Source organism: Herpetosiphon giganteus (genome assembly GCF_016907925.1).
GTDB lineage: Bacteria > Chloroflexota > Chloroflexia > Chloroflexales > Herpetosiphonaceae > Herpetosiphon > Herpetosiphon giganteus.
In genome coordinates this window covers 18642-35434 of record NZ_JAFBCZ010000033.1, presented here as the reverse complement: position 1 = coordinate 35434, position 16793 = coordinate 18642, and the positions used below count along the sequence as shown (strand labels likewise).

The window sequence follows — 16793 nt, the reverse complement described above, 5'->3', positions numbered from 1 at the left end:
TGAAACATTAGAAGGAGCATACTGTATGAGTACTCCCACGATCTATGCGCTCTTAGTTGGTATTGATGAGTACGCTGCGCCTCAGATCCGATCACTCCATGGCTGTGTTAACGATATTAGTTCCTTTGAAAATTTTTTGTATGAACGCGTCGCTGGCACTAGCTATCACCTTGATGTACTTCCGCTCACTAATGAACAGGCAACATACAAAGGCATCATAAATGGTTTTCGTTCACATCTTAGTAAGGCTAATGCTACCGACGTAGCGCTTTTCTACTACTGTGGACACGGATCGCAAGAGCCAGCTCCAGAGATTTTCTGGCATCTTGAGCCGGACAGATTAAACGAGACGTTAGTATGCTACGACAGCCGCACTCCTAATCACTATGATCTGTCTGATAAAGAACTGGGTAAACTTATTGCTGAGGTTGCCGCCAAAGACCCACACATTGTGGTGATCCTCGATTCCTGCCATTCAGGTACGGCAACCCGTGATGACGTAACAAGTACTGTTAGTATTCGCCGTGCTATAACAGATCAACGCGAACGTCCATTAGACACCTATACTACCTTTACTGCCGCCGAACTCGACACCTTTACTGCCAGTACTGGTACTTCTGAACAGAATTGGGTAGCTCTGCCAGCTGGGAAACATATAGTGTTATCTGCTTGCTATGATTCCGAGACTGCCAAGGAACTGTCCATTGATGGACAATCCCGCGGCATCTTTTCTTACGCCCTACTGAAAACATTGCGTCAATCTGGACATAGCCTGACATATCGAGACCTATTCAAGAAAGTTGAGATGCTGGTTAAAAATCGGGTTCAGAATCAGACACCGCAAGTCGAGGCAACTGCTAGCAACGATCTCGATCGGCCATTCCTGGGTGGCGCAATCAACAGAAGTTCATATTTTACGCTTGCTTACAGCGGTGATAAAGGAAATTGGACAATTGACGGTGGCTCCGTACATGGTATTCCTCTTACCACAACACCTGAGACAACTCGATTGGCAATATTTCCTCTCACAAGCACTGCCGACGAACTGAGTAAGCTGGATAAGGCACTGGCAATGGCAGAGATCAGTATGGTTCTACCGCAGGCGAGTGTTGTTAGTATCAAGGCTGCCGATGAAGGTTCGCTTGTCAATGATGAAACATATAAGGCGATAGTCATTAGCATTCCTATCCAACGACTAGGTGTGGTTCTTGAGGGTGATCGAGCCGGTCTGGCATTGGTCGAAGATGCATTGGCGCAGTCGGGCGGCGGAGGTCAGCCATCGCTTTATCTTCAGCTTGTTACGGAGCCATCACTCGCCCAGTTGCGTGTTTTAGCCCGTACCAATAGCTACGCTATTACCCACCCCTATAGTTCACGACCACTGACTATAGATGTAAGCGGTTACGATAGTGAGCAGGCGCTAATCGTCGTTCGACGCTTAGAACACATAGCGCGCTGGTCCACTGTTGCCGAATTAGAGAATCCAGGGAGTTCATTGGATGGTGCAGTGCGTCTGGAGATCTATGGTGTTACTGGCGCTCCAGGGGTACGTTCGCAGTCTGATCAATCACAACAAACTGAGGTATTTCCAGATAATGCGAATATTCGGCTTGAGTATCGTTACAATCAAACCCGCCAGCGTTGGGAACCACCAGCATACAAAATCCGCCTGGTTAATACTACATCAAGAACCATGTTCTGCACGCTAGCATTCCTATCCGAAGAGTTTGGCATTGATACAAATTCCTACTTTCGTGGTGGTACTGTGCGGATTGAGCCAAAAACAACTGTTGAGAGCCAAGGAGAGGTATGGGCTAATGAAGGAATGCCAATCCCATCAGAAATCCCTGCTGACCTGCTGAAACAAGGTATGACTGAATATCAAGATCAGTACAAGCTGATTATTAGTACAGAGCCATTCGATGCCACGCTGTTAGAACAGGATGAGCTTGATATTCCGCTCGCGTTGCGTGATATAAGAACTAACTTTCCCACATCGCTCGACAAACTGCTCAGCAATGTGCGGGCTCGCAAGCCGATAAAGGCGGGCCTGTGCGATGAATATGTCGATTGGGCCACAAGTGAAGCATCAATAACTATTGTCCATCCGGGCATGAGCGTAGCTCTTCCCAAACCTGGTGATGAGCCTCGCGAGCTTCTAAACAATGGTGCGGTAATCGTTAGCTTAGCGTCACATCCAGCGTTGGAGGGCCGTGTTCGGCTTACAACCCTACCGCATATGAGCCGTGATTTAGGAACTCAAGCTCAACCAGCACTGCTACGAGATATGCCACAGGATACATTTTTATATCAGTTCACAACTAGCCGTAGTAACGATCCTGGTCTGAGCGTGATTGAACTACTAGATGTAGTTAATTATCAAGCAGTTACGCCAGAAGCACCATTACTGCTAAATATCATCACCATAGAATCTCGCGATACAGTATTGAGAAGCGATACAGCGTTGTTGCCCTATGCTTTTGATGGCGAGTTTTTCCTGCCCCTCGGTCATAGCGTCCGTACAGCAGACGGTTTCCAAGTCGTGCTTCGTCATCTGCCTCCACCCATTCTAGCTAATGACTCTAGCGATCTGGAGATCGGTGACCGTAGCCTAACAGGTTCTATCCGGATTCTCTTACAAACCGTCATTCGCCGGCGTTTGGGCAAGCCAGAGCGTTATCCGTTGCTGCGTTCCGCAACGGTCAGTGACGATGGTATCGTCAGCTATGAGGATAATACCAAGGTAATCGCAGAGCAAGTCGCTGCGGCACAAAGAATTGTGCTCTATATCCACGGCATTATTGGAGATACAACAGGTATGGTTGCGAGCAGCCGCCCTATTAATTTTCCAGAGACTGGTGCTCTGAAATCTGTTGTGGATCACTATGACCTTATCTTGGCCTTCGACTACGAGAATCTCCAAACCTCAATCGAAACTACCGCAACTAAACTTAGAGAACGACTCGCTGCAGTGGGCCTAAAACCTGGCCATCATACGCAATTTCATATCATCGCTCACTCAATGGGTGGCCTTGTCTCACGATGGTTTATTGAGCAATTGGGTGGCAAGGATGTTGTACAGCACCTTGTATTACTTGGCACACCCAACGGTGGATCTCCTTGGCCGGTATACCAGGATCTGGGCACAATATTACTTGGACTGGGATTAAATATGGCTCCAGAACTTGGATGGACGGCCCAAATTTTATCTGGTTTGGTGTCGTTGATCGAGCATGTTGATGTAACGCTTGATCAGATGCATCCTACCTCAACATTTCTATCTGGTATGGCAGAGAATGCTGATCCCAAAATCCCCTACACTGTTATTGCTGGTAACACCAGTTTGATTCCGCGACTGCAAAGCCCTGAGGCACACAAGAGGTTTCATCGGCTGATACAACGTCTTACACAAGCCTTTTCTCAAGAAACGCTGCATCGCTTGGCAAGTCTGGCTTTTGACGATCAACCCAACGATATCGCGGTGGCTGTAAGCAGTGTCCGGAACATTTCTCCCCGTTCTAAAGAGCCCATAAGATTTATCGAAGTTCCATGCGACCACCTAACATATTTTTCAACACAAGTTAGCCTAGAATCGATGATCCCAAATGGAGTCATATAGGGGATTAATCCAGCTAGCCCATAGGCATCAACCTTATCGCCATCTTTGATAAAAGACGCTCCTATGGCATCATTGAATTGCTACACACCATGAATGGGGTAAACCCAACGTTGATGCGGCGAGCGGCAACATAGGGGTTTTAGCGCATTTTGATGGGCTATTTTTTCATATGCTGATGATTATCAGATATTGAATAGCGGACGTATTTGCAGGATTATCAGACATCATCAGCGCTCAAATAGGCCATTTATGTCTGATAAATGGAGTTATCAGACATAAAAACGCTCCATTTGGTTCTGGCCCATGAATCTAAGGAGCGTCGCACGCTAAGCCACGACATGATCATGTCGTGGCTTAGCGTGCGTTGGGCTGCTCAATCCGCTCGCGCACCGCTGCGGGCAGCTGGGGATCGCCTGCCAAAAACCACAACAGCGTGTGCGTATCCAGCAGAAACCTCATGCCGCATCCTCCATCCCATTTTCAAGCGGATCATCAAAATCAGCGCTCAGGCGAATTTTGCCACGGGCGCTGCCAAACTGGGGCGTGCCCTTCGCCACGGGAATGAGTTGCACCGCGCTGCCATCGGGGCGGGTAATAATCACCTCGTTACCTTGGGTGGCGGCCTCGATCAAGGCAGCAAGATCGTGTTGCGCTTTGGTTATGTCAATAATCGTCATTCAATTCTCCTTGAGCATCGTTGGAATTGGCCATTATTCATGGTCATTCTGTCGTGTGCTGATAATATGCCTCCACAGCGCCACTTCAAGCGACCATGTCTAGACGAGTGAGAGCATTTGAACAGAAACCTAGGGTTTTAAATCATCCATTCGTTCATGCTCATGGATAGCGCATGTCCCATTCGGTACGCCATGCGTATACGACAATAGTGAACTATACAGGAGCGCCTCCGCATCAATCATCTCGCCATGCTGAGATGATTGATGCCATTACAATTCAGCGTAACGACTCAATGGCTCTTCTCTTGTTCTAGGGGGCACGAGGCACGGATCAGGCGCATCTGGTTGCAAAAATAGTATTAGAGACCAGAGCGATTGATTGCATCGCGGATCTCATCCTCATTGGGCATCAGATAGCGGGCGGTTGTTTCGAGACGGCTGTGGCCAAGAACTTTTTGTACTTCGACGATCGTGGCACCATTATGCAACATTCTCCGGGCGAGGCTGTGGCGTAAACTATGTGGTGAGGCCTCGGTCAAACTCTGTGCAGCCTGGATCAGGCTCTGTTTGCGCGTTGCGATGGATGTTCGATGGGCATCGGCCAAGAGTCGTTGTTGGGTTTGCTGGGCCACGCGTCGGAACAGCCGTTGAATAACCTGTGGACTAATGGGGTTTTCGATCGGCTGGCCAGGCTGGGTAATATCCATTCCCAGAAAGACGGCTCTTCGCTCTGCGGGATCACCAATCGGAGGAATACCGGGTGGACACCGGAGTACGAGATACGCAGCGAGCGTCTTAAGACACGATTGGTGGAGCGGGACGCGCCGCGCTTTTCCGCCCTTGCCTCGGCGAACCGTAATCGTTTCGCCGGCGAGATCAATATCGCGCAGTTGCAGGTCGCAAACTTCCTGTACCCGCAGACCAGCATAGGCAAGCAGGGCGATCAGTGCTTCATCACGCTGGCGAAATATATTCGTTGCATCTTTGCCAACTTCGCGGAGCAGCATATCGATGGCGAGAATCGGAAGCGAACGGGGTGCCAAGGGATCAGGCGGAAGAACCCGCATATCCGCCAGAGGGTTGGTTGGCATGCATCCATGCTTCACTGCCCAAGCACAATACCCCCGCAACGACGATAATTCGCGATTAATCGTCGTGGGCTTCGCGCCGCTTTCGACTTGGCGATAGATCTGCCACGCAGTCATATCACGATCACGCACGAGCTCTGGTGTAAAAGGCTGCTGCATCCGCTCTTCCCACCACGTTGCAAATCGCTGGAGATCCGATCGGATAGCTCGGAGCGTATGGATCGATTTTCCAACGCTGAAGGTTTCAATATAGCGACCAAACGATTCGTGCATAGAGCGCTCCGTATTATCAATCACGATATACTGGCATCAGTGTAGCAGAATATGATCGCATTATCAATCACGTTAATGGGGTAGGGAGGGATAACGTGATTGATAATGCGTCTTATCAATCATGTTGAGCGGGGTAGAGAAAAAAGTCGGGTGCATGCAACGCGATGGCGAACAGCAGCACACGGTGGTGCCGATCAGCCGACTGGTTGAGATTTCGAAGCCGAAGTACCCATAGCGGGAGCCGTTAGCCACTGAGACCGCTGCTCCCGAGTTTTTAGCGCTCTCCTATTAGCGGCGTTTTGCGCGGATGATCCATGGTATACGAGGGCGTAAGTCTCACCCATGGAGGTGATTTTTGCGCCATTCATGCTAGAAATTGCGATGAATTGTATCTATATAATATATGGGGTAAGCTTCGCTTGATAGACCATACGGATTATTTTATGCGTCTCCCAGTCATTATATCAGGCGTATCTATCGGTATGAGCGGATTGTAAAGGTCCTTTGACGCACTCGCTGTTTCGCTTAAGCCATCAAGCGTATCTAGGAATGATAGTAATTTTTCCATACAATCTCTCCTTCTCTATGTCGACTATCATATTGGTTTGGATGAAGCATAGCTCTATGTCACCGGATGTCACATTGTCTCCCTACACTAGGATATCTTTTGAATTATCTTGAGATGAGGTGTTATGTCATTCGTTCACCCATACTTTGACTATTACCATCCTATTATTACCGCCCATACTACTGGGATTAAACAGGTTCTTGGTGGAACGGGTCTGGGGAAAACAAGTGGGATTGCGGCAACCATTAAGCACACGCAAACCGATAGAAAATATATGTATTGCGCTAATCGCATTCAATTGCTGCAAGAGATGGCTGAACGACTGGACGCTGATGGGATTGGCTATGTCCATCTTCAAAATGACACGGATACCGTCTATAGCCTCCTCCATGATGACCATCGCGAGCGCTTCTACGAGTTTTTACGCCATCCCCTCGTCGTGAAGTATGCAGAAAGCACTACCCTTCGTGGTGGGATAGCAGGTATTGAGAAACTCTGTCATGACGTTGGCTCGCATCTCGCACACATACGCCAGTTTCCCTTTCTTGAAGATCATCTTGGCCGTCAAGTTCATCGCATCCTAAACTTTGTGAAACGCCTTCTGATTGATGCCGCTACGCGCAAACGAACTCACGATCATCAGACCCTCCTGAAACATCCCGTTATTCAGCAGCTTTTTCCGTATATTAAGTTTCGCCATGATGCGACGAAACGAATCCTGCTCCTCACGATTCAGAAGGCATTCTATGGATTCTTTGACGGAAAAACGCATGTCAATCTCAGTACCTTGATGGGTGACCATGGACAGCACATTATCTTTCTTGATGAGTTTGATTTTTTAGAGAACAACTTAATCGACTTGATTTGCAATGATGGACAAATTGATGCCCCACTTCACTTTGTTGAAGCCTTCTATCGGGCGATGAAACGGCATAAATTACCATCCACGCTGTATTTAAGCACTACTCCCGTCCGAACGGCCATTGAGGATATTGTTGAGCAAATTGACCAATTGCACCTGGCAGGATTAGACTATCCCCAAATTAATCAATTTACCTATTCGAACGAGATGCAACAACCAATCACAATTTTTGAAACGAGTCGAACACTCCTTACCAACGACCTCTATGTGCAGCCAACCACACGATCATTTGAGCTTGTTACTGCTGCTCGGCAAGGAACGACGATTGATGTTGATACACTATTTCGTGTCGTGCATCAGGTAACCACTGATATTCTTCGCGTATTAAAAGACCTTGAGTCTGCTGATCCAGCGTTGTATCGTGAATTAGTCCAGCAATGTTTTGACACAACCGTTTTTAAACGCCAATTAGAGCAGATTCGTCAACCACCGCACCTGCCGCTTGTCCAACGCACGCGCTTTAATACCTTACTTGATCGTGGGTATGGTGTGTATGAAGTGCATCGGCTCAAACATACGAGTGACCCGGATGTGGTTGATTTAGCCTATTATGGGATCTATACTACGCCTGAAAAGTTGCTCCTTAATCTCGCAACTCATAATCTCGTTTTTGGACTTTCGGCAACCGCTGATATTCCTCGCTATCTGCGCGGATTCAACGATACCTGGCTTCAACAGCAAGAAGGCTTACACTATCATCCTGTAACCGAGAACGATATTGCGATTGTGCAGCATTTGAATGCCGACAAGCAAATAAAACGAGGCAATAGGGTTACCGTGATCCCCACGACCGATCTTGATTCGACAAATCAAGTTCACAAGCAACTGATGCAGTTTACCAAGGGAATTGCCGATGATGACGGATTTGGCGGCAATGATCCGCAAGGATATCGGCGGAAGCGCGTAGAACGCTTCTTTGCGACCCTACTATGGATAGCGGATCAGCCCTCGGCTGAGCGCAGCGATACGCACTTGCTCTTTTTTAATTCGTATCGCCAAATTCAGCATATGTTTGTTACCCATCCGTATCCAGAAGATGATCTCTTTCGCGTTACGCTGCTTGACGACATCCCTAAGCCGCATGATCGTCTGCTCGCGAGTTATGAGTTGGCATTTGCAGGCCGAGACTATCTTGTCGTTTTCTATGATGCGAAACAAGGTCAACGGATCAATGCTGAACAGCAACTTAAGGCGTATTATCAAAGCCTCTTTTGGCGTGGAAAACCCGTCCTGATTATCACAACCTACCCGTCAGCAGGCAATGGAATTAATCTCCAATATTACCCTGATGACCACCAACAGGAAGAGAAAGATATTCAGCATGTCCATCTGCTCGAAAGTCCCTATTTCTATTTTGGCGTGCCAGACCCACAGCACTCACAACAAGAACGCAATGCAATTGTCAAACAGAATATCTGGTATCTCGCAAAATTATATGAGGGGAAAGTCATTAGCGAGCAAGAGTTCAAAATCCAACTGACAAATATTCATAATGCAAGTCTTAATAGTCGGTATCATACGGATATGACCATGCGTCATGATGCAACCCTAAACCAGCTTGCAACCTTTATTCAGGCCATCGGGCGTGTTGAACGCGTTTGGAGTGTGATGCCTGATCAAACCATCCACATGAGTCGTGATGTGTATGAAGTTTTTGAGCTCTTTAGTACGAGCGATGCATATGCATCGCTCCGTGAGCAGCGATTGCCAACGCTATCTAATAATCTTCGCCAGGTATTTGCCCAGATAACGAATCAAACGAAGCGCATGGTCAAAGAGATGCGCCGTAAAGCGGAAGAACGACTCCATGCCCAGAACAATGCCTGTGAGGCAGCGATTAATACACTTCTCGATGACCTCGGTGCTTTCCGACGCGGTCAGCGTAATGAGGATATACGGAATATATGGCTTCAGCTACGGCATGATGTGCTCCAACATACGATCCATAGCCCGCTTCTTGATCGCTATGGGTGTTGGTTCTCAACATCCTATATTGCCGATGGATATGTGTTTATTGATTGGGATACCCTCACCCTATATCCCCATAGAATATGGCATGCAACGGTCAGTCCATGGCCACTCAATAGTCCCTATGATTTAATTGTGAAACATCCCGTTATTCGGCAGCATTTTGAACGGAAGGGCTATGAATTAGCGTTTAGTCCAACACTGAACCGCATGTTAACACCCTTCTGTTATCAAGCAATCCTTTTAGGTGCCATTGGTGAAGAAGCCGTGGCGGCGATTTTCCAAGACGAGTTGATTCATCTTGATACTATGCCGAATAGCTTGTTTGAAATCGTTGATCTTAAATTGGCTGGACTACCGTGGTATATCGACTGTAAGAATTATAGCGAGCGCACACTCGAACAGTTTACCTTGTCTTCGGATGATCCCGCATGGCGACCAAATCTGAATAATGCCGATTTTACGCGCAAAGCCGTCCAAAAGTTGATGACACTGCGTGCTTTTCATCATAATCATCCCGAGAACTGCAAGCTTATCTATATTAATCTAAGCAGTCGGGAAGAGCGAGGAAATCAATACTTTGATGCCGCATTTAAACCTGTCCAAACGATGGACGCGGCATCGATCATTTTCGTTCCAAGTGTCATTAATGCGACACGTCCCGATACACTTAGTGTCGAGATGGATCATGTGATCAAAGAGATTCATGAAGCCCGTGGTAACTAAGGAGCTTAAGATGAACAAGAGTATGCCGATGCGAACGACAACGTTGTGCATTGATACACCGATCGATTTTCACATGCTTCAGCAAAAATTTCGGTTAGTTAAGTACGCTGTTCCGGCAGATTTTCGATTTATGAAAAATAAATATAAATTTGAGCGGTTTCATACCACATTGAAAGATCAATTACCGGAACCATATCACTTCTTTAGTTATGATAGGCCAACGCCCAGTATTTATGCGCTCTATCCATTGGAGAGTACACCCCATACGATAACCGTTCCGTTTCTGAGTAAAGATCCCCTCCCTTGGAGTGAAGGACAATGGAGTAATCTACCGATCCATCTTGTCATCAAACTCTTACAGGCATCCTACTTTAAAAGCGTCCGGAGCGCCGCCTTTGTAAGCCAGAATAAATATTATATCCAAGCCAAACCAGAAAAAAATGCCATCATCTGCCTAGAGATTGAAATCAAAGGGGATCGAAAAAATCCCGAACGCGTGGAAGGTGTATGTCAGGAATTTAAAATCATTGGCCACGCGACACGATTCCTTCCGATAAAAAAAGAGGATATTAAAGTAGATTGGCCATCACTGTTTCCCTACTTTTGTAAAATGTCCCCAAAAGATGGCCAATCCTTTTTTCGACGATTAACTCCTGCAGAAATCAGCAGTTTTGAAGGCGTCATCTATCGGATTTATCATAGTCGTTCAAGCCCAGCCAGTCTTAATTTTCATGAACAAGACCAACCAGAATATACGCGTGGCTATTTGTTATATACCTTTATTGATAGTTTTACTGCGTATTTAGCAACCTATGGGATTAGCGCAACCCCAAAGGTGCGCACGTTCAAAAAATATTCGGTAAAAAGCAAGCACACTGTGTTGCCGAAACACGCGTTTGGGACGATCCTCATCTTTGATAATCGCCTTAACCAAGAGACCATTCCTACAACAGCATATCAGACACTGTTACAGGATACCTATCCAGACTACACCTTTCATAGGACAACATCGATGCCCCAAGATGAGATACTTCCAGTGTTAATTCTACAAGACTACGAAGCAGAGGATTTCGAGCTTGCAGGTAGATTAGAAGCCTATGAAGATCCCTATAAGCACCTCTACCAGCACTATTCGCATATTCCGAAGCAATCGATCAATATCAACCCCCAAAATCCTGTCGATACGAATTCTGCAACAGACTACTTGAACTATGGCATGCTTAATCTTAAAGATAAGAAAAGACGTTATGATCTGCGCTTTGATGTGTGTCTCAATCAGTTGTATCTTAAAAACTTGGTTGTCCATCAAAAATCACCGAGTAGCCGTTTGCCGGGATTTCCAGAACCAATGCAACGCCAAATTACGATGTTTGATATGGACACCAATATGATGCCATCCGTCGCGTTTATCCGAAAAAAGACTTATGATGGTACCTCCTTTCATACCTTGTTATTCTTAAAGGGATCAACGCTTAATTTTGTTGATCTTCGTGACCCGGTGGCCCGACAACATCTCTATGCCCTGCTTGATGACTATGAGCTTGATTGGGATGAGGATATTATTGAGCCGTTTAATAAGAAACAGTGGAAACCAGACCGAGAGGAAGAGGATATTAAACGCTATGATTTTATTCTGGCACCACAGGTGATCATCGAATTAGAAGATATTGAAGAACAAGTGTTGTATGACTATCCCACAATCATCCAGCGCCAAGAAGCCTTTAATATGCCTATGGCGATTGAGAGCTTCAAGTTACCCATTGATCCACGCCCGCTCACGCAGTCCCAACAGGTTTTTGATGACGATATAGATGAGATCGAAGATACTGATAGTCTACCAACCGTGCAAGAGCAACATCAACAGTATAACCGTTTCCTAGATGAGCTGGCCCAGTCACGGATGTCAGTGTCACTCAATGAACTGACGTCGGAACCGTTGATGCACACTATTGCGCAGATTTTTAATATTCTCCCTGATGATCGTGGCAAGTATAACCGAAAGAAATTTATTGATCGGTATCGGCACCAAGGCCATTTTTTGAGTGCGAAAGGGGTTGATGTCCAATCCTCGCAAGGAATCTGGTTTGATGATGAACAGTGTTTCATGGTGGGAAGTCCAACAGGATTACAGGACGTGCAAGTACGCGCCCAACGCATTCGAAAATTTGACATCTATCAAAATGCACGCCACATAGAGATCAAGCAATTTCTGGAAATGATGGCAGTAAAATTTGTGCGGCATAAGCAATATACAGCCTATCCTTATTTCTTTCATCTGATTGATCTCTATGTTGAGGCTATTCTGAAGTATGGGCGTGTGGGCGAGGAATGATGAGGTTACGATTGAATAGATGGTTTATTCAATGATGGCTACATCATTTTGCAATGCTTCAGTCATCTCGGGTAATTGAGGAAATATGCAGGATAACACGTCACCGTTCATAGCGCATCCAAGCATCCGCCATGCGATCCTGATTGGGGTCAATGCGGGCCATCCCAGCTTGGTGTTGGACTCCTTGACCGCCCCCGAACACGGAGATGTCCCCCAACTCGCTGCCGTATTGCGGAGTCCAGCATGCCAGTTTACCGTTGAGGAATGGTGTGGGGTACAAGCGCAACGGGATGCACTCCGCGCCACGATTGAGCAATCCATGACCACATTAACCGCAGCGGATACGCTGCTGATCTATTTCAGTGGCCACGGCTATGTGATCACCACCCCCAGTGGTGATAATGATGTGGTGTTGGTGACTCCCGATGCTGATACGACCATCATTACGCAGCAGCCCGACACCTGTCTGAGTCTGCACTGGTTAAAGGGCATGTTGCGAAGCGGTCGCTATGCAGTGGGCCATGTGATTCTGATTGTGGATTGTTGTTATAGCGGCCTCTTGGGGACGACCCTGGGGAACCTTGAGGAACCGCGTGTCGAAGCACCTGCCCATCGGCAGATGCTGGTATCGACATCGGGCATAACGGTGGCACGGGAATGGAATCAGGTGAGCTTGTACACCTATCACCTGATCAATGGGCTGAAAGGTGCGCGGTATGATCGCGATGGCTATGTGACCCTCAGGTTGTTGCATAGCTATCTGACGGATCGGTTGAAGGATAGCCAACAATCGCCGCAATGGACGGGTGCACCGGAACCGCAGATCAGTGGCTGGGACATGACAAGTCGTTGGTTTTTGGCATGGTATGACCCGATACCGAATGCCCTTGCCGTGTTGGCTGACTTACCATTGAATCAGCTTCCCCCGCCGCGTGCGGATTTACCGGAAACATCCCGTGTGCCCTTCACCGCAAGTCCCTCGTTTGTGGGACGAGAACCGGAATTGAAGGCATTGGCGGCGGCGGTCGGGAATGCGCAGCCAGCGGTGGTAGTTCCGGCAGTGGCGACCGGATTGGGGGGGATTGGGAAAACGAGTCTGGTGACGGAATTTGTGTATCGGTACGGCTGGTATTTTCGGGGTGGGGTGTTTTGGCTAAACTGTGCTGATCCTAGTCAGATAGATAGTCAAATTGCTGGGTTTGCCTCGAGATTAGATATTAATACGACGGACATGCCACTCGATGAACAGGTGCAACGGGTGGTGATGGCATGGCAATCGGCCATCCCCCGCTTACTGATTTTCGACAACTGTGAAGACTATGCCATTCTGGATCAATGGAAACCCACGGTCGGCGGCTGTCGGGTGGTGGTGACAGCACGATCGGACCAGTGGCCAACCGTGACGCAGATTCGGTTAGGGTTGCTCTCTTCTGGTGAAAGCCGATCGTTATTGCAGCGCCTCTGTGGGCGGCTGACCGATGCCGAGGCTGATGCGATTGCCGAGGCTGTGGGACATTTGCCGCTGGCCTTGCATTTGGCGGGCAGTTATCTTGCGACTTATCCCCATCATACGGTCGAACAATACTGCACGGAGTTAACGATTACCCATCGCTCACTCAAGGGTCGGGGCGCGTTGCCCTCACCCACACGCCATGAACAAGATGTGGAAGCCACCTTCATGCTGAGTTTCAACCAGCTCGATCCAAACGATGCTCTTGATGCCTTGGCGTTGGGCATGCTCGATGGCGCGGCGTGGTGTGCGCCAGGCGTGCCAATTCCTCGTGATTTGGTATTAGCGTTTGTTCCCGATGAAACCGATAACGATGATAGGGTTGATGCGTTACGGCGCTTACAGCAGCTTGGGTTGCTTGATGGGACGGATGCGGTGGTGCTGCACCGATTGCTCGCCCAGGTTGTGCACGCGCGGCTTGGTTCGTCAGCAATATTGGCCGTGGTGGAGGAGCGGATTAATACTAGGGCATCGTATATCAATGATGGTGGAATACCAAGCCACATGCTGGCGCTTGAACCGCATTTGCGCCATGTGACTATACGAGCGCTCGATCGTGACGATGAACATGCTGCTATGCTAGCGACTAGTCTTGGGATTTGTGAACAATTACAAGGAGCCTATCATAAAGCCCAGGTATTATTTGAACGAACGCTGGCAATAAATGAACGCGTATTTGGGGTAGAACATCCAGAGACGGCAAACAGTCTCAATAATCTTGCAGAGATTTTTGTCTATCAAGGAAAATATGCCGAAGCACAACCATTACATGAACGCGCCTTGTTTATACGGGAGAAAGTGTTTGGATTCCTCCATGATTTAACCTCCCAAAGTTATAATAATTTGGCCATGATATCCTTAAAACGAGGCCAGTATACAGAGGCACAAGCGTTATTTGAACAGTCATTATCAATCAGTGAACAGGTATTAGGCGCAGAAGATTCAGAGACGGCAACCAGATTAAATAATTTAGGGCTTGCTCTGTTTCATCAAGGAGCATATAGCGAAGCTCAAGAATTGTATGAGCGTGCCTTGCGGATTAGAAAAACAAACTTTGGTAGTTTCCACCCTGTAATTGCGGAAAGCTTAAGCAATTTGGCATTGCTCTTAGATGAACAAGAATGCTACCCCCAGGCATATCAATTATTGGAACAAGCGAAAAATATCCATCAACAATCTCTTGGAGAGTCGCATCCAACAACGATCACTATTATGAGTAATTTAGCACTGGTTTTAAGCAGTCAAGAACGATATGCAGAGGCACAATCAATCTTGGAACGAGTTTTAGAAGTGACTGAAGCAACCTTAGGTCAGTTTCATCCTGATATGGCGGCGAGCATGCAAAATTTAGGAATGGCGTTGTATTATCAAGGGCAAGATATAGAAGCCGAACAATTATTAGAACGAGCCTTAGCAATTCAAGAACGTATGTTGGGGATACAGCATTCCGAAACAGCCAAAACCCTGAACAATTTGGGATTAGTAGTAGAATCCCAACAGCAATATGAAAAAGCTCAAGAATACTATGAGCGGGCGCTTGCCATATTTGAAGTAGTGCTGGGCATGAATCATCCTGATACACAAATTACTCGTAGTCATCGAGAAAGAGTGAAAGCCTTAAATCATTAAGCAGTATGAAGCATTAAGTTTGATTATAGTGATGAGTATAGATGCTTCCAGCGTATACCTACTACTCAGATCTCACTAGCCTTAAGATACATGAACGTGGAGGGATGATGACAGCACCGAATGATCCTCAATCATCGCTAACGACGCTAAAAAACCTGCTGCTTGGTGTGACTAGTACAACAGCATTCCTTGTTGCCCCGCTCTGGTTTCTTGGTCGTCAAGCTAGTTTTGGGTACTACGAAGCCTTGGCAATTCCACGCAGTGAATTAACATGGACCCTGTGGGAATATGGCGAATTTGGCTGGCCCGCTTTGGCCAAGGCATTTCTGTTACTGGCGCTCAGTTTGATCACGTGGTTAGGCATGATCGTATCACCACGATCCTGGACGATGGCCAGTATCATGGGTCTCGTTGCAGGGATAGGCATTGGGATAATTGCCTTTTTTATCGGCTTGAAGGATAGTTGGCCTCTGGTGATTGGCATAACAACGGGTATTCTTGGTATTAGTCGTACCACCTATGCGACAACACAACGTTTGCCGAACACGCTGCGCCTGCCCCTCTTTGACGAGATAAGTATCCTCATGGTAGCACTATTGATTCTCTTAGGAACGGCAGATATGGCTTTTCATAACGCTCAACAGCAAGCCTACAAAGATTTTCGAGATACACCGCTCGTGGCGGATATCATCCTAAACAAACCATTGTTTGGGAGTATCCCTGTGGTGCCGTTATCTCCCACCCTTGGTCTGTATGCCTATCCCCAAGTGGTCGTAGTGACTGTTAATAGCGACCAATATTTTGTTGCAACCGCACTCACTCGTGATTGCCTGCCGCAGACAGTGCGCATGGTCAAACTGGCAGATGTGCAAAGTATCGCATATCAGCAGGTATCGTTGGCAACTCTTCCTTGTGGTCAGGGTAATGCCCCACTCACATCCACCATCCCTCTCATGCCAACGAGTCCGCTGTCCATAACCGTTCCACTATCACGTAGTCCTTAACAACAATGTGCCCTAATGGTAGTTCTAGACGTGGAGGATAGAGTCTATGAGTCGAGTATATGTGCACGTGATGATGACCAAGGGTGGCGATGCAACCATCGCATCGGTGCGCTTGGAGCAAACTGTTGGCGCGGCGCTTAGAGAGTGTATTACTTCCCCGCTTTATCTAAGTGGGGCGGGAACCGGAATGAAAGGAGGATCGCAGTATGCAATCCAATCTCTTGGTGATGTACTTCCCTACCTCTCTCTCCCATTTTGTACGTACCTTATTACCAGAATCGTTGCGCTATTGAGTCGATTGGCTGAAACACATCCAGATACATCGTTAGAAGTCGGCTATGTGATTCCGGCAGATGCACCGACCGCAACCGGTACAATGACCATCGACCAAGCATCGCAGGACGCACTCTTAGCCACCTTATTGGCAGCGAATCCCGATGAACCGATCCTCCTAGAGCTTCGGCAGGCTGAGTAAAT

Annotated in this window: 8 protein-coding genes; 6 read left to right on the top strand and 2 right to left on the bottom strand. The window is 47.4% G+C overall.

What is annotated here, in order from left to right:
* Window positions 1-25: 25 nt before the first annotated feature.
* Window positions 26-3619, top strand: coding sequence for a caspase family protein (locus JOD20_RS22255; RefSeq protein WP_204757383.1), 3594 nt, complete (start codon window positions 26-28; stop codon window positions 3617-3619).
* A gap of 455 nt (window positions 3620-4074) precedes the next feature.
* Here JOD20_RS22255 and JOD20_RS22250 read toward each other — a convergent pair whose 3' ends face one another.
* Both JOD20_RS22250 and JOD20_RS22245 read right to left on the bottom strand, forming a co-directional pair.
* Window positions 4075-4296, bottom strand: coding sequence for a type II toxin-antitoxin system Phd/YefM family antitoxin (locus JOD20_RS22250; RefSeq protein WP_204757382.1), 222 nt, complete (start codon window positions 4294-4296; stop codon window positions 4075-4077).
* Window positions 4297-4655: 359 nt separating this feature from the next.
* Complete coding sequence (locus tag JOD20_RS22245; protein WP_204757381.1) at window positions 4656-5657, bottom strand: tyrosine-type recombinase/integrase; 1002 nt, start codon at window positions 5655-5657, stop codon at window positions 4656-4658.
* Between the two features lie 692 nt (window positions 5658-6349).
* Between JOD20_RS22245 and JOD20_RS22240 the strand changes: the two genes are divergently transcribed.
* From JOD20_RS22240 to JOD20_RS22220, 5 genes are all read left to right on the top strand, one after another.
* Entirely contained in the window at window positions 6350-9841 is a 3492-nt protein-coding gene (locus JOD20_RS22240; RefSeq protein WP_204757380.1) for a hypothetical protein, read from the top strand.
* 10 nt (window positions 9842-9851) lie between these two features.
* A complete protein-coding gene (locus tag JOD20_RS22235) occupies window positions 9852-12173 on the top strand; it encodes a hypothetical protein (protein WP_204757379.1) in 2322 nt (773 codons plus the stop codon).
* 85 nt (window positions 12174-12258) lie between these two features.
* Window positions 12259-15312, top strand: coding sequence for a tetratricopeptide repeat protein (locus JOD20_RS22230; protein WP_204757378.1), 3054 nt, complete (start codon window positions 12259-12261; stop codon window positions 15310-15312).
* A 107-nt stretch (window positions 15313-15419) separates the two neighbouring features.
* Complete coding sequence (locus JOD20_RS22225; protein ID WP_204757377.1) at window positions 15420-16316, top strand: hypothetical protein; 897 nt, start codon at window positions 15420-15422, stop codon at window positions 16314-16316.
* A 46-nt stretch (window positions 16317-16362) separates the two neighbouring features.
* Window positions 16363-16791 (top strand): hypothetical protein, encoded by a 429-nt coding sequence (locus JOD20_RS22220; protein ID WP_204757376.1) that lies wholly within the window; start codon window positions 16363-16365, stop codon window positions 16789-16791.
* Window positions 16792-16793 lie beyond the last annotated feature (2 nt).

Bases quoted from the DNA above. Each gene is read 5' to 3' on its own strand.
- JOD20_RS22255 (WP_204757383.1), top strand. From the start codon at position 26: ATGAGTACTCCCACGATCTATGCGCTCTTAGTTGGTATTGATGAGTAC.
- JOD20_RS22250 (WP_204757382.1), bottom strand. From the start codon at position 4,296: ATGACGATTATTGACATAACCAAAGCGCAACACGATCTTGCTGCCTTG.
- JOD20_RS22245 (WP_204757381.1), bottom strand. From the start codon at position 5,657: ATGCACGAATCGTTTGGTCGCTATATTGAAACCTTCAGCGTTGGAAAA.
- JOD20_RS22240 (WP_204757380.1), top strand. From the start codon at position 6,350: ATGTCATTCGTTCACCCATACTTTGACTATTACCATCCTATTATTACC.
- JOD20_RS22235 (WP_204757379.1), top strand. From the start codon at position 9,852: ATGAACAAGAGTATGCCGATGCGAACGACAACGTTGTGCATTGATACA.
- JOD20_RS22230 (WP_204757378.1), top strand. From the start codon at position 12,259: ATGCAGGATAACACGTCACCGTTCATAGCGCATCCAAGCATCCGCCAT.
- JOD20_RS22225 (WP_204757377.1), top strand. From the start codon at position 15,420: ATGACAGCACCGAATGATCCTCAATCATCGCTAACGACGCTAAAAAAC.
- JOD20_RS22220 (WP_204757376.1), top strand. From the start codon at position 16,363: ATGAGTCGAGTATATGTGCACGTGATGATGACCAAGGGTGGCGATGCA.